The sequence below is a fragment of the Actinosynnema sp. ALI-1.44 genome, assembly GCF_001984155.1.
Taxonomy (GTDB): domain Bacteria; phylum Actinomycetota; class Actinomycetes; order Mycobacteriales; family Pseudonocardiaceae; genus Kibdelosporangium.
The window spans coordinates 325,823-348,570 of the sequence record NZ_MTQO01000050.1 but is presented as its reverse complement, the minus strand read 5'-3'; the positions used below and the strand labels follow the sequence as shown (position 1 = coordinate 348,570).

Below are 22,748 nucleotides of genomic sequence, written 5' to 3'. Positions count from 1 at the left end.
CACCGTTTCCTCGGGCCCCGCCCGATCTGCGAGGATCGACAGGTCGCGACGACCAGACCAGGGAGCCGAAGATGACTTCAGCCGATGCCACGAGCAGGCGTGAACTGCCGGACCGCAACCTCGCACTCGAACTGGTCAGGGTCACCGAGGCGGCGGCCATGTCGGCGGGCCGCTGGGTTGGCCGCGGTGACAAGAACGGCGGCGACGGCGCGGCGGTCGACGCCATGCGCAAGCTGATCGGGACGGTGTCCATGCAGGGCGTCGTCGTGATCGGCGAGGGCGAGAAGGACGAAGCCCCGATGCTGTTCAACGGCGAGGAGGTCGGTGACGGCAACGGCCCGGCGTGTGACGTCGCCGTCGACCCGATCGACGGGACAACCCTGATGGCCAAAGGGATGCCGAACGCCATCGCGGTGCTCGCGGTCGCCGAGCGCGGTGCGATGTTCGACCCGTCCGCGGTGTTCTACATGGAGAAGATCGCCGTCGGCCCCGAGGCGGCCGACGTGATCGACCTCACCGCGCCGGTCGCCGAGAACATCAGGCGGGTCGCGAAAGCCAAGCACACTGACGTTTCCGACGTCACGGTGTGCATTTTGGACCGTCCGAGGCACGAGCAGCTGGTCGGCGAGGTGCGGCGGGCCGGTGCGCGGATCCACTTCATCTCCGACGGCGACGTGGCCGGCGCGATCTCCGCCGCCCGGCCGAACACCGGTGTCGACCTGCTGCTCGGGATCGGTGGCACCCCGGAGGGGATCATCGCCGCGTCCGCCCTGAAGTGCATGGGCGGCGCGATCCAGGCCCGGCTGTGGCCGCAGGACGACGCCGAACGCCAGAAGGCGATCGACGCGGGCCACGACCTCGATCGCGTGCTGGCCACCGACGACCTGGTCAGCGGCGACAACGTCTTCTTCTGCGCGACCGGCATCACCGACGGCGACCTGCTGCGCGGCGTGCACTACCGGTCCGGCGGCTGCACCACGCAGTCCATCGTGATGCGTTCCAAGTCCGGCACCGTGCGGATGATCGACGGCTTCCACCGGCTGACCAAGCTGCGGGAGTACTCGACGGTCGACTTCGACCCGAAGCACGCCGAGGACGAGGAAATCCTCCCCCCGCTGCCGTGACCGCTCGCTCGATGTGGTGAATCGACGGTGACGGACCGCGACTCGGGCCACCGGTGAATCATTCGGCGGCCTGATCGCGGTCCTCGGCTGCGGAGCGTAGTTTCTAACGGTGCTTCGCGCCCTGGTATTCGGACTGTCAGCATTGGTTCCGCCGATCGTCGGCGGGCAGGACGCCGATCAACCGTACGTCTTCATGGCGTCGATCCAGGACGCCACTGGCGAGCACTTCTGCGGGGGCTCGCTGATCCGGCCCGGCTGGGTGCTCACGGCCGCGCACTGCGTGCAGAACGACCCACCGGCCGACATCAAGGCGCGGACCGGCACCAACGACCTGCTGCGCGGCGGCGAGGTCTCGGCGGTCGTGAGCATCGTCGTGCACCCGGCGTACGACGGCGTGCGCCCTGGCTACGACATCGCGCTGGTCGAACTCGCGAAACCGGTCCAGGCGGCGCCCGTGCCGATCGGCAGCGCGCCGGTCGGCTCGGCGACCCGGCTGCTCGGTTGGGGCCAGAAGTGTCCCCAACTCGGTGGATGCGGCTCGTCGGCGAAGCTCCAGCAGCTCGACACCCGGCTGGTCGAGGCGTCGCGGTGTCTGGGCATCGACGGAGTGCTGGAGCTGTGCACGGACAGCCCCGGTGGCGTCGCGGGGGCGTGTCACGGAGACTCCGGCGGCCCGCAGATCGTCAAGGACGGCACGGGCTGGCGTTTGGTCGGCGTGACGAGCAGGGCGGGTGACGAGAGCCAGTCGTGCGGCACCGGACCGTCCATCTACACCAGTGCGAGTGCCTATGTGGACTGGATCAACTCGCAAGTCACGTGACAGCACCGAGATCCGGTCGAGACAATTCGTACGCAACCTCAGGGTAGACCTTGTCGTCTTGTAGGACAGAGGGATTCACCGGCTGAGGGAGAGACAATGCGGGTACGCAAGCTGATTGTGGGGGCGGCAGTGGCCGCAGCGGCCGTGCTCAGCGCCTGTTCGTCGCCGCAGCCGGTCGACCTGGCCGCAGGCAAGCAGGTCGTGCCGGTCACCACCGATACCTCGACCGTGACGTCGGCGCCGACCAGCAGTTCCGCGCCGACATCGGCACCGTCGTCACCGACGAAGCCGAAGACCACGACGCCGAAGCCGACCACGAGCAAGACCACCCCCAAGCCGACCACGCCGAAGCCGCAGCCGACGCAGTCCGCCGAGGCGCCGTGCAGCACCGCGGCGAAGGCGTGCATCAAGCTGTCGACCAACCAGTCGTGGCTGATGGAGGACGGCAAGGTCGTCTACGGCCCGGTGCCGATCACGCACGGCCGCAAGGGCTACCTGACGCCGCCGGGCACGTTCCGGGTGCAGTTCAAGAACAAGAACCACAAGAGCAGCATCTTCAACGACGCACCGATGCCGTGGTCGGTGTTCTTCAACGGCGGTATCGCGTTCCACCAGGGCAGCCTCAAGCAACTGTCGCACGGCTGCATCCACCTGTCGCCCGCTGCCGCGCAGAAGTTCTTCGGCTCGCTGGCCGTCGGTGACGTCGTCGAGGTCGTCAGGTAACCCGCTTCTTTGCAACCAACCTTCCCTCCGTGGCGTGAGTAATCCCGCACGCCACGGAGGGAAGGTTTTTTCATGCGCTTGGCCTTGGTTCTCCCCGCAGCGGCCCTGCTGCTCACCGCCTGTGCGGGCACGACACAGCAGGCCGTGCAGGTCCCGCCGCCCAGCCCGTCCACGACTGCGCTGACCACGACGAGCACGCCGTCACCCGAACCACAGCCGGTGGTCACCCCGGCACCGCCGTGCACGGCACAGGTCCGGGCCTGCGTGAGCTTGTCGCAGAACCTGGCGTGGCTGCTGAAGGACGGCTTGGTCGAGTACGGGCCGGTGCCCGTCACGCACGGCAGGCAGGGGCATGAGACGCCCGTGGGGACGTTCAAGGTGGCGTGGAAGGACGCCGTGCACACGTCCAGCATCTACGGCCTGCCGATGCCGCATTCGGTGTTCTTCGCGGCGGGCGGGATCGCGTTCCACGAGGGCCCGCTGACCGAGCCGTCACACGGGTGCGTGCACCTGTCCCCGGAGGCCGCCAAGATCTTCTTCGACGCGCTGGCGGTGAAAGCAGGCGTTCAGGTGGTCGCCTAGTGGTTGCGAATGGAAGTTCGTTGGGGGTGGTTCGTGATCACTAGTCCATCGCGAGGCCGTAGATCCGGTCGACGGGGATGCGCACGACCCGGCGCTTGTCAGCGACCATGGCGGCGCGGTACTCGTCCCAGTCCGGGTGCTCCCCCACGACGGACCGGTAGAGCTCGACGAGTTCGCCGACGGCGTCGTCGTCCGGAGCGGTCGCGACATCGGACAGCGTCGCCGTGCCTTCCGCGACCGCGTACCGGCGGAAGGTGTCGTTGGTGACATAGAAGCTCGCCCGCGGGTCGCGCAGCAGGTTCCTGGTTTTGGCGCGGCCGTCGGTGACCGAGACGCGGATGACGCCGTCGGCGAACTTGTAGCTGACGTTCGACAGCTGCGGCCGACCGTCCCGCTTGAGCGTCACGAGCACGCCTTTCGTACTCGTGGCAACGAGATCCCTCAGCTTTTCGTCCATGCCCGCAACCTACATGACATGTCAACAAACGCTACAGTGTCCGGTATGGTGCAACCGCGTTGGCTCGACGAGGCCGAGGACCGCGCGTGGCGCGGCTACCGGCAGATGTTCCTGCTGCTCAACGCGCAGCTGAACCGTGACCTGGCGCGCGACTCAAGCCTGTCGGAACCGGACTACGACGTGCTGTCGACATTGTCGGAGTCACACGACCACCGCTACCGCCTGAAGAAACTGGCCGAACGCATGCTGTGGTCTCAGAGCAGGCTCTCGCACCACGTGACGCGCATGCAGCAACGCGGCTTGGTCACCCGTGAGGAATGCGCGGACGACGCCCGCGGCGCGACGATAGTGCTCACCAAGGCGGGCCGGAAAGCCATCGAGGCCGCGGCACCCCTGCACGTGGAATCGGTCCGCAGGCACTTCTTCGACCACCTGACCCGCGAGCAGGTCGAAATACTCGGCGACGCGACCCACGCCGTCGTCCAAGCCCTGAAAACCTCGTGAGTGTTCACACGGGCCGGACCCCGTGTGAACACTCACGAGGTCTCTTCAGCCCTCGTTGCTGGAGTGACCGGGGAACAAGTGCGCTTCCGGGTTCAGCGCCACCGCGATGTTGTTCACGGCGGTGGCCGCCTCGCCGAAACCGGTCGCGATGAGCTTGACCTTGCCCGGGTAGTTGGCCACGTCGCCGGCGGCGTAAACCCGGTCGATGGCCGTTTTACCCGTGCTGTCCACGTCGATCGCGCGGTGGCTCAGCTTCAGGCCCCACGACTCGATCGGGCCCAGGTCCGCCGTGAACCCCAGCGCCGCGACCACGACGTCAGCCTGGTGGATCGCAGGGTCCTGGCCTTTGACCGTGATCTCCACTTCCCGCACGGTCGGCTCGCCGCGCAGCATGGTGACCTCGGCGTCCGTGATGATCGGCACGCCAAGCGCCTCCACCTGGCGGACCGTGGGCGGGTGCGCGCGGAACTTGGCCCGCCTGTGCACCAGTTTCACGCTCGCCGCGATCGGGTGCAGGGCCAGCGCCCAGTCGAACGCCGAGTCGCCGCCGCCGACGACGACCACGTGCTTGTCGCGGTACACGCCCAGTTCCGGTACGAAGTGGACCATGCCACGGCCGAGCCAGCCGTCGCCCGCGGGCAACGGCCGCGGCGTGAACTCGCCGATCCCCGCCGTGATCAGCACCGCGCCCGCGCGAACGGTGCTCCCGTCGCCGAGACCCACCTCGTAGCCGCCGCCGTCCGCCGGTGTCAGGGTGCTTGCCTTGCGCCCCAACAGGTAGGTCGGCTTCCACTGCCCGGCCTGCTCTACCAGCGCCGCTACCAGGTCACGGCCGCGCACCGCCGGGAAGCCGGCCACATCGAAGATCTGCTTCTCCGGGTACATCGCGGTCACCTGACCACCCGGTTCCGGCAGGGAGTCCACGATCGCGGTGGACAGGTCCCGGAAACCCGCGTAATAGGCGGCGAACAGGCCGGTCGGTCCGGCCCCGATGATCAACAAGTCGACGTCTGTCAACAGACACCCCCGTGGTGGTGGGAACGATCACGAGCTTACGACGAGCACAACCCGGCCAATAGGGTGAAGACTGCCGGTATGGCAGAACGTGAGTACCGCATCGAGCACGACACCATGGGTGAGGTCCGTGTCCCCGCCGACGCGCTGTGGCGCGCGCAGACGCAGCGTGCCGTCGAGAACTTCCCGATCTCCGGTCGTGGCCTCGAACGAGCCCAGATCAGGGCGCTCGGCCTGCTCAAGGGCGCGGCCGCGCGGGTGAACAAGCAGCTCGGTGTGCTGGACGCGGCCACGGCCGACGCGATCGCGCAGGCCGCCGGTGAGGTCGCCGACGGCAGGCACGACGAGCACTTCCCGATCGACGTGTTCCAGACCGGCTCGGGCACCTCGTCGAACATGAACGCCAACGAGGTCATCGCCACGCTGGCCAGCCGCGCGCTCGGCACCGACGTGCACCCGAACGACCACGTCAACGCGTCGCAGTCGTCCAACGACACCTTCCCGACCACGATCCGCGTCGCGGCGACCGAAGCGGTCGTGCAGGACGTCATCCCCGCACTTGAGCACCTGGCAACGGCCTTGCGGAACCGGGCGGACGACTGGGCGGACGTCGTCAAGTCCGGCCGCACCCACCTGATGGACGCGGTGCCCATCACCCTCGGCCAGGAGGCGGGCGCGTGGGCCGCGCAGGTCCGGTACGGCATCGAGCGGCTGCAGGCGTCCCTGCCCAGGCTGGCCGAGTTGCCGATCGGCGGGACCGCGGTGGGCAGCGGCCTCAACGCGCCCGCGAACTTCGGTGGGCTGGTCTCAGCGGAGCTGGCCGAGGCGACGGGTCTGCCGTTGACCGAGGCGCGCGACCACTTCGAGGCGCAGGCGACGCAGGACGGCGTCGTCGAGACGTCCGGTCAGCTGCGGACCGTCGCGGTGTCGCTGTTCAAGATCGCCAACGACCTGCGCTGGCTCGGCTCCGGTCCGCGCACCGGCCTCGCCGAGCTGCGGCTGCCGGACCTGCAGCCCGGGTCGTCGATCATGCCGGGCAAGGTCAACCCGGTGATCTCCGAGGCCACGATGATGGTCGTCGCGCAGGTGATCGGCAACGACGCCGCGGTCGCGTTCGCGGGCAGCCAGGGCAACTTCCAGCTCAACGTGATGCTGCCGGTGATCGCGCGCAACGTCCTCGAGTCCGCGCGGCTGATCGCCGCGGTGTCGCGCCTGCTGGCCGACAAGGTTCTCGAAGGGACCGAAGTGGACACCGAGCGGACCAGTGAGTACGCCGAGTCCTCACCGTCCATTGTGACCCCGTTGAACCGCTACATCGGTTACGAGGAAGCGGCTTCGATCGCCAAGCAGTCGCTCAAGGAGCGCAAGACCATCCGCGAGGTGGTCATCGAGCGCGGTCACGTCGAATCCGGCAAGCTGACGGTCGAGCAACTCGACGAGGCACTGGACGTGCTGCGGATGGCACGCGGAGGAAACAAGTGATCGCACTTCTCGGTACCGGCATCATGGGCGCGGGCATGGCCCGCAACATCGCGAAAGCCGGTCTGCCGCTGCGGGTGTGGAACCGTTCCCGTGCCAAGGCCGAGGCGCTGGCGGACGTCGCGACGGTCGCCGACACGCCCGCCGAGGCCGTCGCGGGCGCGGACGTCGTCATCACGATGCTGTTCGACGCGGATGCCGTCGACTCCGTCGTCGAGGACATCCAGGCAGTCCCGGACGCGGTGTGGCTCCAGATGGGCACCATCGGCGTGGACGCCACGCTGCGCCTGGCCGAGTCGAACGACCGGTACGTCGACGCGCCGGTGCTGGGCACCAAGCAGCCCGCCGAGAACGGCACGCTGCTGGTCCTCGCTTCCGGCTCGGAGGCGCTGAAGGCCAAGGCGCAGCCGGTTTTCGACGCCGTCGGCCAGCGCACGGTGTGGGTGTCGGACAAGCCGGGTGACGCCACCCGCCTCAAGCTCGTGCTCAACTCGTGGATCCTGGCGCTCGTCGCCGGGACGGGCCAGGCGATCACGTTCGCCGAAAGCCTCGGCCTCGACCCGCAACTGTTCCTCGACGGCATCGCCGGTGCCGCGTCCGACTCGGCGTACGCCCAGCTCAAGGGCAAGGCGACGATCGCAGGCGACTTCACGCCCGCATTCACGCTGGAAGGCGCTGTCAAGGACGCCGGGTTGATCGCCGAGGCGATGGACCAGGTGGGCATCGACCCCACGGTCGTCACGGCGATCCGGTCGGTGCTGGCTCGGGCGTCGGAGCGGGGTCACGGCGACGCCGACATGTCCGCGATCTATCACGGGTTCCGCTGAGGCCTGCCGCACAACCCAGTGCGACAACGAGGGCTCCGACAAGCGCGGTGATCGTCAGCGTCTGTGCGCCGACGATCACCGCGACCCCCAGTCCGGACAGCGGCATCAGGCCGATCAGCACCCCGACGCGGTCCGCGCCGAGCGCTGAGACGCCCCGGTACCAGAAGACGAAGCCCACCGCTGTCACCAGAACGCCCAGAAGTACCAACGCCCCAGCCTGCTGCCAGGTTGGCAACGCCCACTCGCCCTGCCATGTGGTGACCACGGACCCGCCCACCGCGGCGCCGATGCAGGCCCATGTCGAGGCGGCGGCCGGGCCGATTCGGCGCACCACACCGACTCCGGCCAGCGTGAACGACGTTTCTCCTGCCAGCACGAGCAACGACAGCACCAGCCCAGGGCCGTGCCACGAACCGCCGCCGGTCAACACGACGACACCGGTCACCACCAGAAGCGCCCCGGCAACCACGCGGACGTTCGGCACTTTCCCGGCCAGAGCGGGCGCGACGACAGCCAGTACGAGCGGGCTCGCGCCGAGGACGGCGGCGACGAAACCAGGCGTGGCGTACCGCTGCGCCACCAGGATCCCGGCGTTGAACCCGAGCATCCCGGCGCCGACCATGCCGATCAGGCCGGGCGCGTCCCGCCACGACGGCGGCTTCAGCCGTCCCCTGAGCCACAGCAGCAGCGCAAGCGCTCCCACCGCGTATCGGATCGCCTGCCCGGCCAGGATCGGGTAGCCGTCGAGCATGCCCGTGATCGGTACCGAGGCTCCCACCAGCACACACGCCACCCCGGCAGCCACCATCGCCTTGTTCACCGCAACAGCGTGCCGCAAGATGTGGTCTACCTTTAAGCTCCACTTCCATGACCGCAAACTGGACCACTTTGCGTGAGCTGCTGCTGCCCGACGGGCCGAAGCGCGGCCGGGCGATCGAGTCCTCCCTGCGGGACGCGATCAGGGACGGACGCCTGCAGCCGGGTGTGCGGCTGCCGTCGAGCCGTGACCTGGCCGGGCAGTTGGGTGTCGCGCGCGGAACGATCACGTCCGCGTACACGCAGCTCGTCGCCGAGGGATATCTGCTGGCCAGACACGGTTCCGGCACCACAGTCGCGACCATCGGCCCAGTCGAGACGTGTGACGTGCTTGAGCAGAACCGGCCGTGGCGACTGGATCTGCGCACGGGTGTGCCCGCGTTGTCGGCGTTCCCGCGTGCCGAGTGGATCGCGGCGCAACGGGCCGCGCTCGCCGAACTGCCCGACGAGGACCTCGACTACCCCGACCCGGCCGGGTTCGGGCCGCTGCGCACCGAACTGGCGTCCTACCTCGGCCGGGTGCGCGCGGTTTCCGTGACAGCGGACCAGATCGTGATCACCAACGGCTCGGCCGACGGGCTGCGGCTGATCTGCGAACAGCTGCGGATGACCGGGCACGCGAAGGTCGCGCTGGAGGACCCCTGCCACCCCGGTGAACGAGAACTGGTTGAGGCACACGGGCTTGAGGCAGTCGCCGTGCCCGCGGACTGCGACGGGCTGCGTGTGTCGGAGCTGGCGAAGACGGACTGCCGTGCCGTGCTCGTCACGGCGGCACACCAGTTTCCACTGGGGACAGTGCTGCATCCCGAGCGGCGCCGGGCTTTGCTGGCGTGGGCCCATGCCGTCGACGGATACATCATCGAGGACGACTACGACGCCGAACACCGCTACGACCGGCCCGCGCTCAGCGCGATGCAGGCACTCGACCCGTCGCGGGTGATCTACGAGGGCAGCGTCAGCAAAGTCCTGGCACCGGCGCTGCGACTGGGCTGGTCGGTGATCCCGGACCGGCTGCGCGCCAACGTGATCGCCCGCAAGCGGATCACCGACATGGGCTGCGCGACCCTGCCGCAGGCGGCTTTCGCGTTGATGCTGCGGTCCGGCGGGTACGACCGGCATCTGCGGCGGACGCGCGCGCTGTACCGGCGGCGGCGTGACGCGTTCCTGGAAGCGTTGACGCACAAGCTTCCCGGCTGGCGCCCGATCGGCATCGCGGCCGGACTGCACCTGGTCATCCGGTTGCCGGACGGGGTCGACGACCGCCTGCTGGCACAGGCGCTCGCCGCCCGAGGCGTGAACGCGCGACCGTTGGCCGACTACGCGACACAACCGACCTTCCCCGGTCTCGTCGTCGGCTACGCGACGCTCACGCCCGACCGCCTCCGCGCCGCTGTGGACGAGTTCGCGGAGGCGGCGAAAATGAACCCTTCATGAGCAGGGATCATGAAGGGTCCCCCTGTGGAGGGACTGTGGGGGTGCTAGCCGACGCGCTCGATCCTGGCGCGCCGGATCAGGAACTTGCCGGGCTCGCGGACCTGCTCGAAAGCGGTGTTGTTCAGCAGCGCGCAACTGCCGGACACCGACGTGACCTCGACAGTGGTGGACTTGTCGTTGTCCAAATTGGTCACTCGCAGCTTGGTGCCGGTCGGGAACTGGTTGCTGGACGCGGCGGGCGCGCCGCCCTCACCGGACAGCGTCACAGTCGAGCCCTGGCAGACGGTCTCGCCAACAGCGCCGCCACCGGCATTGCCGCCAGGCTCTTCAGCACTGCCCCCTGGCTGTTCGGGTTGCTCGGGTTGCTCGACAGCGTCGCCCGCTCCGCCGTCGCCGTCGCAGCCAGCCGCCTTGCGCCGCTGCTGGATCAGGTCGACGACCGCCTGTCGGTTCGCGATCCGCGCCTCCGACTGCGCATCCGGGTTCGCCTGCTGACCGGCGATGAAGTTCAGGTTGTTCTGCAACGCGGTGTCCAGCCCCTGGCAGGACTCGGCGGCCTCACTGCTGCCCCCGCTGAACGCCAACGCGGCGGCCGCGATGCCCGCGACCCCGAGCACTGCCGCCACCCCGATGGTCGCGCGTTTCCGGTGCCTGCCATTGCTCGCGAACGGGGACATACGCCACTCCTCTGGTCCTCCCTGCGCCTCACCCTTGGATACGATCAGGTAACGAACCCGGTTCAATCCCATCGCAGGGGCAACCAGAAGTTCTGCTCAGTCCTTGGCGAGGAACGGCTCCATCAAGCCGGGAACGGCCGTGTCGGCGGTTTCGAGCGCGCCTTGCTGGTCGGCGTACCGGATCGTGTACGCGCCACTGCCCGCGGCGACCGTCGCGGTGACGCTGATCAGCCCGGCCCTGCGTTGGAAGAACGACTGCCGGACCTTCCAGCCGATCACCCCGGTGCGCTGCAACGCGACCGTGGAGCGCGGCGCGAGACCCGACCTGACCACGAGGTAGTCCCGGTCGACGGCATGCCCGAGGCCGCGGTACTCGCCGTAACCCAGCAGCGCGGAGATCGGGACCAGGACCAGCAGCACCTGCGCGATCCACCACGGCGTGAGGTCGAGAACCGACAGGACGCCGAGGACGACCGCCGGGACCGCGCCACCGATCGCGTGCCACATCACCAGACGACGTGCCGCGGCGAACGGGTGCTTGGCGAGCGCTGTGTCGGTCGGCGGCGGGTAGGTGTCGAGCACGGCCGCCACGACCTTGCGGGCCTCTTCCTTCGGGGCCTGCGGCAACAGAAGGTCGGCGTCGACCTCGAACTTGTCGTCGTCGTCCTTCTTCTTGTTCAGGCCCGTCGCGACGGCTTTGACCTTCGCCCCGCCGGTCGCCCGGACCAGAAGCGGTTCGTCGACACGAACTCCGCGCAGCCGTTGTTCCTCAATGGACACCGACCGCTTGTTGACGAGCCCGTACTGGACGTGCAGGGTCCCGTTCTGCCGGGTCAGCTCGAAACCCCAGTAGAAGACCGCGTACAGCAGCACAGACAGCAACGTCGTCAGCACCAGCACGACCACGGCCGTCACGACGATCGACAGGACGAGCGGCGTGTCCTCGTACCAGTGGAACAGGGTCTGGATCGGGCCGGTCTTCCACAGGTCGAGCCCGATCGTCCTGGCCAACTGGAGCAGACCGCCGATCAGCACGACCACCGCGATGAACCCGAACAGGGTCAGCGGCGCGTAACGCATCCACGCCGGGCTGAACCGGGTCAGCGTGCCCGTCTGCTGCCGCTGCCGGACCGGTGCGTCGGCGCGGTGCAGAAGCAGTGTCCGCAGCCTTTCGGCCTCCCCCGCGGACACCGCTTCCAGCTTCAACTCGTCGTCCGACTCCGAGACGTGGCGACCCGTGCCGATCGTGACGACGCTCAACCCGAACATCCGGTGGAACACGTTGGCCGACATGTCCACGGCACGGACCCGGTCCTTGGGTAACGACCGGTGCTTGCGAACGAGCAGCCCGATTCGCAACTCGACGTGCGTGTCGGTGACCCGGTACCGGGTGGTCTTCCAGTGCCACGCGGTACCGACGAACAGGGCGACGGCGATACCCCCTGTGATCGCCGGCTCCCAGAAACCGACCTTCTCCCAGCCACGGAACAACACGATCACCGTCACCGCGCCGATCACCGACAGCAGCGGCATCAGCGGCGCGACGAAGATGGTCCTCCGGTCCAGTCGCTGCCAGGTCGTCGTGGGCGTTTCGGCGGTCAGGCCCGCGGTCATGTCGCGTCTCCCGGCGTCGCCTCCGTGATGGCGGTCAGCCGGTCGACCAGTTCGGCGGCCTCGTCCTGGCCGAGCCCCCGGATCTTCAACGGCCCGGACGCGGACGCCGTGGTGACCGTCACCGTGGCCAGCTTCAGCCACTGCTGCAGCGGTCCACGCTCGCTGTCGACGGTCTGCACCCGGGAGAGCGGGGCGATCCGCCACTCACGGACGATGACGCCGGACTGCACGTACACGGCCTGATCGGTGACCTCCCACCGGTGCGCCCGGTACTGCAGTCGCGGCTCGAGGACCAGGTCCCCGATGGCGACGACCGCGACGGCGACCTCCAGGACGACCAGCCACAGTGGAGCTTTGCCGAAGTACAGCCCCACACCGCCGCCGATGAGCAACACCAGCCAGAGCACGCAGGCCTGCAGCGTCCACCACAGCACAGCTCTCGGGTGGACCTGGTTCGCGGGCGGACGCAGGCGCAGCTGAAGCCGGTGGGCAATCGCATGACTCACACCCGCAACTATGCCCCGCCGGACCGGGCCTGGACCATTCTCCGTAGGTAGCGCACGACTCCGACCAAAGTCTGATTTCGATCAACGCCGCGTGCCAGTCACCGGTCCACTTCGTCACGATGATCGACCTGAAACTGTCGGAGGGCGGGTGCAGGATGAGTCCATGTTGCTCGCCGACGTCGTCACCACCTCGGCCGCTGTCGCGGCCACCAGGTCACGCCTGGCCAAGGTCAAGGCGCTGGCCGGGCTGCTGTCCGGCGCCGGTCCCGAGGCTGTCGAACCCGCTGTGGCGTTCCTCGCGGGCGCGCCGCGCCAGGGCCGGACGGGTGCGGGCTGGCGCACGCTCTACGACCTGGATGTGCCGCCCGCGGCCGAGCCGGGGTTGACGGTGGAGCGCACCGACGAACTCCTCCAGGAACTGTCCATGACCTCGGGAAAGGGCTCCACGCAGAAGCGTGTCGACCTGCTCACCGAGCTGTTCGGGGCGGCGACAGCGGCCGAGCAGGAGTTCCTGCGCCGGTTGATGACCGGTGAGCTGCGGCAGGGCGCGTTGGAGGGCGTGATGCTGGACGCGATCGCCTCGGCGGCCGACGTGCCCGGCGAGGCGGTCCGGCGGGCGTTCATGCTCTCCGGCCGGTTGACGGTGACCGCCGTGGCCGCCTTGACGGGCGGGGAGGCCGCGCTCGCCGCGTTCAAGCTGGAGGTCGGCAGGCCGGTCCGGCCGATGCTGGCGTCACCGGCGGAGAGCCTCGACGCGGCGCTCGCCGAGCTCGGCGAGGTGATCGTCGAGTACAAAATGGATGGCGCGCGGATCCAGGTGCACAAGGACGGCGACGAGGTCCACGTCTACACCAGGACGCTCAGGGAGATCACGGCGAGCGTGCCGGAACTCGTCGAGCTCGTCCTCGGCCTGCCGTGCCGGTCGGTGGTGCTCGACGGCGAGACCCTGGCGTTGCGGGACGACGGGAAACCACGCCCGTTCCAGGAGACGATGAGCCGTTTCGGTGCGACAAACCAGCGGGAACTGTTGCTGCGCCCGTATTTCTTCGACTGCCTGCACCTCGACGGCGTGGACCTGCTCGACACGCCGCTGCGCGAACGCAACGAGGCGCTGCGGCAGGCCGTCGGCGACCACGTCATCCCCGGCGGCACGAGCGAAGCCGACCAGATCCTGGCCGACTCGCTCGCCGCGGGGCACGAAGGCGTGATGGTGAAGGCGCTGGACTCGCTGTACGCGGCCGGGCGCCGGGGCAAGGCGTGGCAGAAGGTCAAACCCGAGCACACCCTCGACCTCGTCGTACTGGCGGCGGAATGGGGCCACGGCAGGAGAACGGGCTATCTGTCCAATTTGCACCTTGGCGCGCGTGACCCGGACGGCGGCCCGCCGATCATGGTCGGCAAGACGTTCAAGGGCATGACCGACGAACTGCTTGCCTGGCAGACGAAGGAACTCCAGGCCATCGCGTCCCGCAAGGAGGACTACGTGGTGTACGTCCGGCCGGAGTTCGTCGTGGAGATCGAACTGGACGGTGCCCAGGTGAGCCCGCGCTACCCGGGCGGCGTGGCGCTGCGGTTCGCGCGGGTGCTGCGCTACCGCCCGGACAAGGACCCGGCCGACGCCGACACCATCGACGCGGTCCGTGCCTTACTCCCCGGAAAGGCCTGACCCGGCGATCGCCGGGTCAGGCCCTGCACCGGCTCAGCCGGGGTAGTCCTCCAGCATCTCGGTGACCAGCGCCGCGATCGGCGAACGCTCCGAGCGGGTCAGGGTGACGTGCGCGAACAGCGGGTGCCCCTTGAGTTTCTCGATCACAGCGGCGACGCCGTCGTGCCGTCCGACTCGGAGGTTGTCACGCTGAGCGACGTCGTGCGTGAGGACCACGCGCGAGCCCGTTCCCAGCCGGGACAGCACCGTGAGCAGCACGTTGCGCTCCAGTGACTGCGCCTCGTCGACGATGACGAACGCGTCGTGCAACGACCGGCCGCGGATGTGGGTCAACGGCAGCACTTCGAGCATGCCGCGGTCGAGCACCTCCTCGATCACCGGCGGGCTGACCAGCGCGCCGAGCGTGTCGAAGACAGCCTGTGCCCACGGCTGCATCTTCTCGCTCTCGGAACCGGGCAGGTAGCCCAGTTCCTGCCCGCCGACCGCGTAGACCGGGCGGAACACGACCACCTTGCGGTGCAGGCCGCGTTCCAACACCGACTCGAGACCGGCGCACAGCGCCAGCGCCGACTTGCCCGTGCCTGCCCGGCCGCCGAGCGACACGATGCCCACGTCGGGGTCCATCAGCAGGTCGAGCGCGATCCGCTGCTCCGCGGAGCGGCCGTGCAGGCCGAAGACCTCGCGATCGCCGCGGACCAGCCGGACCTGCTTGTCCTGCGTGACCCGGCCGAGCGCGCTGGACGTGCCCGCCAACAGCCGCAGGCCGGTGTTGCAGGGCAGGTCGGCGACCTCGTCGACGCCGTGGTCAGCCAGGTCGACGACGTTCTGTGCGAACAGCGCGTCGACGACGTCCTGTGACACGTCGACGTCGGCCATGCCCGTCCACCCGGACGGCGTGACTTCCTGCGCGCGGTACTCGTCGGCGTTCAGGCCGACCGCGGCGGCTTTGACCCGCAGCGGGATGTCCTTCGTGACCAGGGTGACGATCTGGCCGTCGTCCTCGGCGGCCAGGTTGAGCGCGCACGCCAGGATCCTGGCGTCGTTGGAGTCCGTGCGGAACCCGGCGGGCAACACCGCCGGGTCCGAGTGGTTGAGCTCCACGTGCAGCGTGCCGTCGGCGTCGCCGATCGGCACCGGCTTGTCCAGTCTGCCGTGGCGCAACCGCAGGTCGTCCAGCATGCGCAGGGCGGTCCTGGCGAACCAGCCGAGTTCGGGGTGGTGCCGCTTTCCCTCCAGTTCGGAGATGACCACGAGCGGGAGCACCACGCCGTGCTCGGCGAACCGGGTCAACGCCCACGGGTCCGAGAGCAGTACGGAGGTGTCCAGCACGTAGACGTGACGTGCGGGGGTGGTACGACGCGAGGCGCCGCGGGAGGAACTGCGGGAAGAACCTTGGCCGGCAGAACGCCTGGCCGAACGCGGTGCGGTCACGGCAACTCCCTGACGAACGCGGCACGGCGTCCGCTTTCCTCGTTGGGCCGGTCCTGGCCCCCGGTTTGACGACTGACGCCTGTTCAGGCGCCCCGCCAATGAGGGCCCGGTGCCGGCCCCCTCGTGCTCATCACTGCCACGACCAGGGCCTCCCGGGACGAGTCGCATGCGCACGACCCGTCACTTCCGAAAGTTACCCGTGCCGCGAGGACTTCGCAGGCAGCCAGCCAGGTGATTCCAAGATTCTTCACCTGTGTGCAACGTTCGGCACATCAGCCGGTACATCCGGATAAAGCCTGGTCGAAGGCGTGTCGCGGGTCCACATCGGAGCTGTGCGTGCGGTTCCAGCCACCCGATGATCACGCTGTGTCACCAATCCGCCAGGGGTAACCCGTCAAGTGGACGACGCGTCGAGTGGTCGCGACGAGTTCCCCCGCATTTTCGCCACGCTCCGGCCACAGTGCGCCACAAATAAAAGGAAAATGCACCGAGAAAGGGGGTGATCAGAATCGCCGTGTCACACGATGGTGGATTCGGCAAGACGCGATGTCCGTCCACCAGTAATCTGTTCGCGAGGGCTCATCGGACAGAAAAATGCGATGCGCTCGGGATGATCCCGAAAAAGGAGTGTGAGAAGTGCTGAAGAAGACTGGCATTGTGGCCGCGGCGGCGGCTGGCCTGATGATCCTCGGTGGGGGCGCGGCGCTCGCCGCACCTGCCGGCGTCCACGGCGACCACGACGGCAAGGGCGGGTACAACCACGGCAAGGTGTGGTACCCCGGCGGCGGCAACGACCAGAAGGAGCAGTTCGGCCTGGTCAACACCGGTGACGTCGACGTGCTGGACGAGGTCACCGTGCCGATCTGCGTCAACGACACCAACGTGGCCGTCGGCCTCGTCGCGGTGGTCGTCGACCTGCTGAGCCCGAGTGGCCAGGCGGACTCCTGCGACGCCGGTGTCGCGTCCGAGAACGGTGGAGACAGCAACTAAGTAGGTCTTCTTCGGGCGCCATGGGAATTGATTCCCATGGCGCCCGAATCCGTTTCAAAACAATTCTGCAGCTGGCCACAATGACGCGCCACACTTCGCGTCAGGAGCCGAACCGGCGGTGCCTGATGGCGTAATCGCGCAGTGCGCGCAGGAAGTCGGTCCGCCGGAAGTCGGGCCAGTACGCCTCGCAGAACCACATCTCCGAATGCGCCGACTGCCAGAGCAGGAAGCCGGACATGCGTTGTTCACCGGAGGTGCGGATCACCAGGTCCGGGTCGGGCTGGCCGGAGGTGTAGAGGTGCTCGGCGATGTGGTCGACGTCGAGCACGTCAGCCAGTTCCTCGATGGTGGTGCCCCGCTCGGCGTGCTTGAGCAGCAGTTTGCGCACGGCGTCCGCGATCTCCTGGCGGCCGCCGTAGCCGACCGCGGCGTTCACCTTCAGACCGGTCTTGTTCTTCGTGCGGGCCGCTGCGTCCGTCAGCCGGTGCGCGGTCTCCGGCGGCAGGTGGTCCAACGCGCCGAGGATCCGCAGCTGCCACGGCATGTCCGGCTCGGCGAGCTCGTCGAGGACGTCCTCGATGATCTCCAGTAACGGGACGAGTTCGGAGTCGGGGCGGTTGAGGTTGTCCGTGGAGAGCAGCCACAGGGTGACGACCTCGATGCCGGATTCCTGGCACCACTCGAGCAGCCGCGCGATCTTGGCGGCACCCTCCCGGTGGCCGTCGGCGACATCCGTGAAGCCGGCGGCCCTCGCCCACCGGCGGTTGCCGTCCAGCATGACACCGATGTGTCTCGGCCGCCGTTCCAGGCCGTTCACCTGTGACGTCAGCCGCGCCTCGTAAAGGCGGTACACGACATCAGCGACACGCCGTCTGATCCAACTCCGTCGACCCACGACCAACCAGGGTAACGGGGGGATCCTGAGAGGGAGCCGCTGGGCCGACCGGGCGGGCCGACGGCTATGCCGGGCATGCATCCTTTGTAGCGCAGAGTAAACCTGAAAAGTCTCTGTGGAATGAGGACGGGGTCTTCAACGCACCGTTATGGTCCCGTAGCCTTGAGTCTCGTGACCGCAGCGACACTCGAACGGCCCACACCTGCCGACAAGCCGAGCATGCGGGGGAAGCTCCACTTCTGGTCGTTCTTCGTCTCGATCGCCACAGGCGCCGCGCTGATCTCGCTGGCCGCGTTGACGGTATCGGGTACGGCCGCCCTCGCGACATCGATTTACGGCGCCACGGTGCTCGGCCTGTTCGGCGTGAGCGCCCTCTACCACCGGACATGGTGGGAGAGCGAACGGACCAGGGCGTGGATGAAGCGCCTGGACCACTCGATGATCTTCGTGTTCATCGCGGGCACCTACACCCCCTTCTCCCTGCTGGCGATGCCGCGTGACACCGGCCTGATCGTCCTCGCGGTGGTCTGGGGCGGTGCGCTGGGTGGCGTGGCCCTCAAGTTGATCTGGCCACACGCCCCACGGTGGCTCGGCACACCGATCTACATCGCACTCGGCTGGGTGGCGGTTTTCGTCCTGCCGGACCTGCTCACCTACGCGGGCCCGGCGGCACTGGTCCTGATCCTGGCCGGCGGCTTGCTGTACACGGTCGGCGCGATCTTCTACGCCACGAAATGGCCCAACCCGTGGCCCGGCCACTTCGGCCACCACGAGTTCTTCCACGCCGCCACAGTCCTCGCCGCCATCTGCCACTACATCGCGATCTGGCTCGCCATGTACCCCTGACGACTGCCCCGATGGGGCGTCATCAGGGTTCTGGTGACGCCCCAAGGCTGTACAACGCAGGCCAAGCGGGGTTCAGGACTCGAACTCCGGGCCTTTCGCGCGCAGGTCGTCCACCTTGGACATGGCGTCGCGCAGTTCGGCCAGCCAGGTGTCGGCGTGTTCGCCGACCAGGCGGACTGCCCACGCCAGTGCTTCCGAACGGGATCGGGCCACGCCTGCGTCGACGAGGGTGTCGAGGATCAGTCGTTCGGGTTGGCGCAGCCTGGTCATCACCGGTGCGGAGAGGGTGGTGAACAGCTCTTCCGTCGATCCGACCTTCGCGCCCCACGCCACCTTGCGGCCGTAGCGGTGTTCGGCCTGGCGGGCGATGTCGATCCGCTCGTCCCTGGTGTCTTCGCGGAAACGGCTGATCCGGCCGGATTCCGCCGCCGCCTTGGCCGCGTCGTCCTCGAACTCGCCTTCGACGGCAGGCAGCGTGCCGACGATGATGATCTCTTCCCTGTCCACGGACACCGTCGGCGGCTCGGTGAACCACCCGTCCGGCAGTCGTCCGGCGAACCAGGCTGCCGCGTCGTCCGCGGACGGCAGGTCCGACTGTTGCCATCCGCCGCGGCCTTTGAAGCCGCCGCGTCCATGCCAGCCACCACGTGCCATGTGTCGTACTCCAAACATGCGCAGCTCCTTGATTACATGATTACACCACTACTCAAGCTACGCGTGTATGTGGGGCCTGACCATGGCGTTCTCTCTCAGCGGAGCTCAGCTGAGAGACGTGAGCAGCTCTTCGACCGTGGTCACCGGGCGGTCGCAGACGTACCCGCGGCACACGTAGGCGGCCGGTTGCCCGGCTACCAAGGGGCGTTCGGCCAGCAACGGCGCGGAATCGGGCTCGCCCGCGAGGACGATCGCACCGCCGTGCACCTTGCGGACGGCCGCGGCGAGCAGGGCGGGGCTGTCACCGACCACTGCCACCTGGACCGGGCCGTGCGCCATAGCCTCGGCGACGCTGAGCCAGTGCCCGGCGAAGCGCGGGGCGCGCTCCGCCAACAGCCCGGCACGGGACACGGCCTGCTCAGCAGCCTCCCGGTAGATTCCGGCACGGTCGTGGCCGACCAGCGCGGACGCCGTGAGCAGGGCCGAAGCCAGCGCCGAGGCCCCGGACGGGCTGGCGTTGTCCGAGGGGTCCGCGGGCCTGTGCACCAGGACCTCCGCGTCGTCGGCCGTGTCGAAGAAGGCACCAGGGCTCTCCGGATCCACGAACCGTTCCAACGCGTTGTCCAGCGTCGAGACCGCGGCGTCGAGCCAGCGCTGCTCCCCCGTCGCCTGGTGCAACGCGAGCAAACCGTCGGCGAGGCACGCGTAGTCCTCGAGCACGCCGGCGGACTCGCCGACCTGACCGTCCCGCGATGTACGCCGCAACCGGCCGTCCACCACGTGCAGGCTCAGCAGCAGGTCCGCGGCACGAGCCGCGGCAGCCACCAGGTCAGGCTGTTCGAAGTACACGCCTGCCTGGGCCAACGCCGTGATCGCCATACCGTTCCACGCCGCTACGACCTTGTCGTCCCGTCCCGGCTGCGGCCGTTGCGCGCGTACGGCCGACAGACGCGACCGCACGCTCTCGAAACGGTCGAGATCGTCGGGGTCCCGCAGCAGTTGCAGCGTGGAGGTGCCGTGCTCGAACGTGCCGTCCTGGGTCACGGCGAACAGGTCCGCCGCCCATTCGGCGTCGTCACCGAGCACCTCGGCGAACTGGGCCGGGGTCCAGACGTACGTCAGCCCTTCGACGCCGTCGGTGTCCGCGTCCAGCGACGACGCGAACCCGCCTTCCGGCGTGCCGAGGTCCCTGAGCAGGAACCGGGCGGTCTCGACCGCGACGCGCCGGTAGGTCGGGCTGCCGGTCAGCCGGGCGAGGTGCGTGTACACGCCGAGCAGCAAGGCGTTGTCGTACAACATTTTTTCGAAGTGCGGCACGACCCACGACGCGTCCACGCTGTAGCGGGCGAAGCCTCCGGCGAGCTGGTCGTACAGTCCGCCGCCTGCCATCGCGTCGGCCGTTGCTTCCACAATAGACAGTGCTTCGACCGATCCGGTGCGTTCGTGGTGCCTGATCAGGAACTCCAGCACCATGGACGGCGGGAACTTCGGCGCGCCACCGAATCCGCCGTTGCGCCGGTCGAAGTCGCCGAGCAACGAGGCGACGGCGCCGTCGAGCACCGACGCGTCCACTGCGGACGGAGGCAGTGCGGCGGAGTGCCTGGCCAGTGAGGCGACGAGCTTGCCCGCGGCCGAGCGGACATCGTCCTGGCGTTCCTGCCACGCGTTCACGATCGCGGCGAGCAGCTGCTTGAACGACGGCATGCCGCCGTGCGGCGTCGGCGGGTAGTACGTGCCGCAGTGGAACGGCTCGCCGGACGGGGTCAGGAAGCAGGTCATCGGCCAGCCGCCCTGCCCGGTCATCGCCTGCGTCGCGGTCATGTAGACCGCGTCGACATCCGGCCGCTCCTCGCGGTCCACCTTGACATTCACGAAGTGCTCGTTCATCAGCGCGGCCGTGGTGGCATCCTCGAAGGACTCGTGCGCCATCACGTGGCACCAGTGGCACGCGGCGTAGCCGATCGACAGGAGCACCGGCACGTCCCGCCGCTCCGCCTCCGCGAACGCCTCCGGGCCCCACGGCCACCAGTCGACCGGGTTGCCGGCGTGCTGCAGCAGGTACGGGCTGGTGGCCTGGGTCAGTCGATTCGCCATGCCACCAGCGTAGATCCGGCAGCAACGTGAACGGTGACGAGAACGCGAGCCGAACACCTCGTCGAGCCGGGCAGACACCCCGCTCGCGGTGTCCGGGCATGGAACAGGTGAGACCAGGCCGTCTCCCGGTCTCACCTGTGTTCTTCCCCGATCAACCTTCGGCGATCACCCCTTGTTGCTGATGACGGTGGTGTTGCCGTGACCGCTGTTGGCGATAGTGGTGGCGTTGTGATGAGTGCCGTTACCAGCGACCACGGTGGTCGTGTTGGTGGCGTTGGTGTTCATCACAGCGGTGTCGTTGCCGTGGGAGCCGTTGTTGCTCACAACGGTCGTGGCCTCTGTCGAGTGCTCGTTCGCAATCGCAGTGTTGTTGTCGTGGCTGTCCAAGTTGCTCACAACCGACGTGTTGTGGCTGGCGTGGATGTTGTTGACGCTTGTGGTGTTGTCGGATGAAGAGGTGTTGCTGACGACGGACGCGTTCTCGGTCGCGTGGTGGTTGACCACGGCAGTGTCGTTGTCATCAGCGTCGGTGTTGCTCACCGCGACGTCGTTGTCGGTCGCGTGGTGGTTGACCACGGCAGTCTCGTTGTCGTCAGCATCCTCGTTCGACACCGCAACATCATTGTGACCCGCATCGTCGTTCACCACGGCAGTCACGTTGTCGTCAGCATCCTCGTTCGACACCGCAACATCATTGTGAGCCGCATCGTCGTTCACCACGGCAGTCACGTTGCTGTCAGCATCCTCGTTCGACACCGCAACATCATTGTGAGCCGCATCGTCGTTCACGACAGCAGTCACGTTGTCGTCAGCATCCTCGTTCGACACCGAGGTGGTGTTGTCGATGGACTCATCGTTGCTCACCGCGGCGTCGTTCCCGATCGCGTCGTCATTGCTGACCGACGTCGCGTTGTACGCGGACTCCTCGTTCACCACGGCTGTGTCGTTGCCGTACGAGTCATCGTTGACGACAGCCGTGGCGTTGAACGCGGACTCCTCGTTGAGCACGGCCGTCCAGTTGGCGTCGGACTCGTCGTTGACGATCCCCACCCAGTTGGAGTGGGAGTACACGTTGGAAACCAACGTGTCGTTGTCATCCGATTCGAAGTTGCTCACCGCAACCTCGTTGTGTCCGGGCACATGGTCCCAGGGGCTGGCATTCGCCATACCGGCGGTGATGGGCCACACCAATGCGAGCCCGCCTACCAGCGCTAGCCGCGCTACCCAACGATTGAACGCCACCGAACTCCTCCTTTGTGTTTGGTAGAGCGACCCACAGTGGCCGCTCATTCAAAGTAACCGTCTTGAGGCGCTCTATCGTGTGGACGGCGATACCCATCGGTGGAATTATAAAATCACGTACGTACCGGCTATTTTCGCTTTAAACGTGTAGTTTTCGAATGCCAGACGTCACCCACTGGCTTCACACTTGGGCCAACCGAGCAGCTTCGGCGGTCAGAGTGGAGACACACTGTTACATAACGGATACGAGATATATCAGCGAAGTGTGAACTGGAGTGTCGCCGTATGTCACCAGGCTCCACCTCGGACGAGACGATGCACCTACTCGATCCAGGTGAGCTCACATGGGCCGA

General features: G+C 67.9%; 22 protein-coding genes. 11 read left to right on the top strand and 11 right to left on the bottom strand.

Annotated elements, in window-relative coordinates:
- The first annotated feature begins 71 nt into the window (after positions 1-71).
- The 4 genes from glpX (at position 72) to ALI144C_RS34055 (ending at position 3,249) form a co-directional block, all read left to right on the top strand.
- Positions 72-1,124, top strand: coding sequence for a class II fructose-bisphosphatase (gene glpX, locus ALI144C_RS34070; RefSeq protein ID WP_076991298.1), 1,053 nt, complete (start codon positions 72-74; stop codon positions 1,122-1,124).
- Between the two features lie 109 nt (positions 1,125-1,233).
- Complete coding sequence (locus ALI144C_RS34065) at positions 1,234-1,944, top strand: S1 family peptidase (RefSeq protein ID WP_076991297.1); 711 nt, start codon at positions 1,234-1,236, stop codon at positions 1,942-1,944.
- Positions 1,945-2,040: 96 nt separating this feature from the next.
- Entirely contained in the window at positions 2,041-2,667 is a 627-nt protein-coding gene (locus tag ALI144C_RS34060; RefSeq protein WP_076991296.1) for a L,D-transpeptidase, read from the top strand.
- Between the two features lie 72 nt (positions 2,668-2,739).
- On the top strand, positions 2,740-3,249 hold the full coding sequence (locus tag ALI144C_RS34055; protein ID WP_076991295.1) for a L,D-transpeptidase: 510 nt from the start codon (positions 2,740-2,742) through the stop codon (positions 3,247-3,249).
- Between the two features lie 40 nt (positions 3,250-3,289).
- On the opposite strand, the gene ALI144C_RS34050 is transcribed toward ALI144C_RS34055, so the two are convergent.
- Complete coding sequence (locus tag ALI144C_RS34050) at positions 3,290-3,706, bottom strand: PPOX class F420-dependent oxidoreductase (protein ID WP_076991294.1); 417 nt, start codon at positions 3,704-3,706, stop codon at positions 3,290-3,292.
- 45 nt (positions 3,707-3,751) lie between these two features.
- On the opposite strand from ALI144C_RS34050, the gene ALI144C_RS34045 reads away from it, so the two are divergent.
- Complete coding sequence (locus ALI144C_RS34045; protein ID WP_076991293.1) at positions 3,752-4,210, top strand: MarR family winged helix-turn-helix transcriptional regulator; 459 nt, start codon at positions 3,752-3,754, stop codon at positions 4,208-4,210.
- A gap of 45 nt (positions 4,211-4,255) precedes the next feature.
- Here the strand turns inward: ALI144C_RS34045 and ALI144C_RS34040 are convergent, their stop codons facing one another.
- Complete coding sequence (locus ALI144C_RS34040; protein WP_441297585.1) at positions 4,256-5,227, bottom strand: NAD(P)/FAD-dependent oxidoreductase; 972 nt, start codon at positions 5,225-5,227, stop codon at positions 4,256-4,258.
- Positions 5,228-5,305: 78 nt separating this feature from the next.
- On the opposite strand from ALI144C_RS34040, the gene ALI144C_RS34035 reads away from it, so the two are divergent.
- A complete protein-coding gene (locus ALI144C_RS34035; RefSeq protein ID WP_076991291.1) occupies positions 5,306-6,706 on the top strand; it encodes a class II fumarate hydratase in 1,401 nt (466 codons plus the stop codon).
- On the top strand, positions 6,703-7,530 hold the full coding sequence (locus ALI144C_RS34030) for an NAD(P)-dependent oxidoreductase (RefSeq protein ID WP_330359631.1): 828 nt from the start codon (positions 6,703-6,705) through the stop codon (positions 7,528-7,530). The genes ALI144C_RS34035 and ALI144C_RS34030 overlap by 4 nt, the downstream gene beginning before the upstream one ends.
- Here the strand turns inward: ALI144C_RS34030 and ALI144C_RS34025 are convergent.
- Positions 7,442-8,350: a DMT family transporter gene (locus tag ALI144C_RS34025; protein WP_076991289.1), complete on the bottom strand. Its 909-nt coding sequence runs from the start codon at positions 8,348-8,350 to the stop codon at positions 7,442-7,444. The genes ALI144C_RS34030 and ALI144C_RS34025 overlap by 89 nt on opposite strands.
- A gap of 47 nt (positions 8,351-8,397) precedes the next feature.
- Here ALI144C_RS34025 and pdxR point away from each other — a divergent pair, with 47 nt between their 5' ends.
- Complete coding sequence (pdxR, locus tag ALI144C_RS34020; protein WP_076991288.1) at positions 8,398-9,780, top strand: MocR-like pyridoxine biosynthesis transcription factor PdxR; 1,383 nt, start codon at positions 8,398-8,400, stop codon at positions 9,778-9,780.
- Between the two features lie 44 nt (positions 9,781-9,824).
- Here the strand turns inward: pdxR and ALI144C_RS34015 are convergent, their stop codons facing one another.
- The 3 genes from ALI144C_RS34015 to ALI144C_RS34005 form a co-directional block, all read right to left on the bottom strand.
- Complete coding sequence (locus ALI144C_RS34015) at positions 9,825-10,457, bottom strand: hypothetical protein (protein ID WP_076991287.1); 633 nt, start codon at positions 10,455-10,457, stop codon at positions 9,825-9,827.
- 96 nt (positions 10,458-10,553) lie between these two features.
- Positions 10,554-12,071: a PH domain-containing protein gene (locus tag ALI144C_RS34010; RefSeq protein WP_076991286.1), complete on the bottom strand. Its 1,518-nt coding sequence runs from the start codon at positions 12,069-12,071 to the stop codon at positions 10,554-10,556.
- On the bottom strand, positions 12,068-12,577 hold the full coding sequence (locus tag ALI144C_RS34005) for a PH domain-containing protein (protein ID WP_076991285.1): 510 nt from the start codon (positions 12,575-12,577) through the stop codon (positions 12,068-12,070). Before ALI144C_RS34005 ends, ALI144C_RS34010 begins: the two co-directional genes overlap by 4 nt.
- Before the next feature lie 163 nt (positions 12,578-12,740).
- Here ALI144C_RS34005 and ALI144C_RS34000 point away from each other — a divergent pair, with 163 nt between their 5' ends.
- Positions 12,741-14,243 carry an ATP-dependent DNA ligase gene (locus ALI144C_RS34000; protein WP_076991284.1) on the top strand — a complete coding sequence of 501 codons (1,503 nt, stop codon included), beginning with the start codon at positions 12,741-12,743 and terminating at the stop codon, positions 14,241-14,243.
- A gap of 33 nt (positions 14,244-14,276) precedes the next feature.
- Here the strand turns inward: ALI144C_RS34000 and ALI144C_RS33995 are convergent, their stop codons facing one another.
- Positions 14,277-15,572, bottom strand: coding sequence for a PhoH family protein (locus ALI144C_RS33995; RefSeq protein WP_441297589.1), 1,296 nt, complete (start codon positions 15,570-15,572; stop codon positions 14,277-14,279).
- 738 nt (positions 15,573-16,310) lie between these two features.
- Between ALI144C_RS33995 and ALI144C_RS33990 the strand changes: the two genes are divergently transcribed.
- Entirely contained in the window at positions 16,311-16,664 is a 354-nt protein-coding gene (locus tag ALI144C_RS33990; RefSeq protein ID WP_076991282.1) for a hypothetical protein, read from the top strand.
- 100 nt (positions 16,665-16,764) lie between these two features.
- Here ALI144C_RS33990 and ALI144C_RS33985 read toward each other — a convergent pair whose 3' ends face one another.
- Entirely contained in the window at positions 16,765-17,559 is a 795-nt protein-coding gene (locus ALI144C_RS33985) for an isoprenyl transferase (protein WP_237774451.1), read from the bottom strand.
- Between the two features lie 219 nt (positions 17,560-17,778).
- Here ALI144C_RS33985 and trhA point away from each other — a divergent pair, with 219 nt between their 5' ends.
- The gene (gene trhA, locus ALI144C_RS33980; RefSeq protein ID WP_076991543.1) at positions 17,779-18,405 is read left to right on the top strand and encodes a PAQR family membrane homeostasis protein TrhA; all 627 of its coding nucleotides are present in this window, start codon (positions 17,779-17,781) and stop codon (positions 18,403-18,405) included.
- Between the two features lie 72 nt (positions 18,406-18,477).
- Here the strand turns inward: trhA and ALI144C_RS33975 are convergent, their stop codons facing one another.
- From ALI144C_RS33975 to ALI144C_RS33965, 3 genes are all read right to left on the bottom strand, one after another.
- On the bottom strand, positions 18,478-19,077 hold the full coding sequence (locus tag ALI144C_RS33975) for a hypothetical protein (RefSeq protein ID WP_076991281.1): 600 nt from the start codon (positions 19,075-19,077) through the stop codon (positions 18,478-18,480).
- An 87-nt stretch (positions 19,078-19,164) separates the two neighbouring features.
- On the bottom strand, positions 19,165-21,153 hold the full coding sequence (locus ALI144C_RS33970) for a thioredoxin domain-containing protein (RefSeq protein ID WP_076991280.1): 1,989 nt from the start codon (positions 21,151-21,153) through the stop codon (positions 19,165-19,167).
- Between the two features lie 165 nt (positions 21,154-21,318).
- The gene (locus tag ALI144C_RS33965; RefSeq protein ID WP_143231027.1) at positions 21,319-22,395 is read right to left on the bottom strand and encodes a hypothetical protein; all 1,077 of its coding nucleotides are present in this window, start codon (positions 22,393-22,395) and stop codon (positions 21,319-21,321) included.
- Positions 22,396-22,748 lie beyond the last annotated feature (353 nt).